Source organism: Metabacillus rhizolycopersici, from assembly GCF_020075705.1.
This window is the reverse complement of sequence record NZ_JAIQUM010000251.1, coordinates 1-658: the sequence shown is the minus strand read 5'-3', so window position 1 is coordinate 658 and position 658 is coordinate 1. Positions and strand designations below refer to the sequence as shown.

Below are 658 nucleotides of genomic sequence, written 5' to 3'. Positions count from 1 at the left end.
CGCCAGATCCATCACGGGGATTATGTCATCATCAATGGTAACCGTCAGGGGAAAATCGAGGAAATCAGCATGCGCCACCTGAAGATCCGCCAATATGACGGATACCTCTATACGGTCTCCTATAGCAGCATCATGGAACTTCAGAACGGGAATCGGGGAATGCGCCGAGTGAACGAAAGCCTTGTCCTCAACTATAGGCAAAATCCGGACGATGCCTTCGAGGTGATAGAGGAAGTGGCAAAAACATGCAACGAGAAATACGGTGAATACCTGTTGAAGGATGAGAACGGCGTTCCCGTGGAGAGTTTCGAATTCAACCAAATCACCGAACTGAACGTGGATTTCAGGGGTCACCGGTATTCATTATCAGGTCTTGTGAAGGAAGCGGATTTCGTGGAAGCAGGCAAAAAAGTGAGATATGAACTGGCGATGGCTGCCTACAAGAACGACTTGATGATGGCAGAGAGCGAGGGATTGGAAGCCAACAAAGCTTGTGATCCTCAAGTTTCCATGTAAACAGAACATCGAAGTCTTTTTCAACTCGGAAATATACGAACCTTTAAAGAAAATAAGAAGGGCAAATACCGTTGGAAAAGCAATTGCTGCAGATGGTTTATAGTTTATAAATCCATTTTTTCAAAAAAGCGAGTAGCTAATG

General features: G+C 45.1%; 2 protein-coding genes. Both read left to right on the top strand.

Annotation, left to right across the window (positions count from 1 at the left end; all coding sequences use genetic code 11):
• The coding region (locus K9V48_RS30250; protein WP_224142348.1) for a mechanosensitive ion channel domain-containing protein at positions 1-516 on the top strand (516 nt) is incomplete at its 5' end.
• Positions 494-619: a DUF1330 domain-containing protein gene (locus K9V48_RS30245; protein WP_368858321.1), complete on the top strand. Its 126-nt coding sequence runs from the start codon at positions 494-496 to the stop codon at positions 617-619. The genes K9V48_RS30250 and K9V48_RS30245, both read left to right, overlap by 23 nt.
• The last annotated feature ends 39 nt before the right edge of the window (positions 620-658 follow it).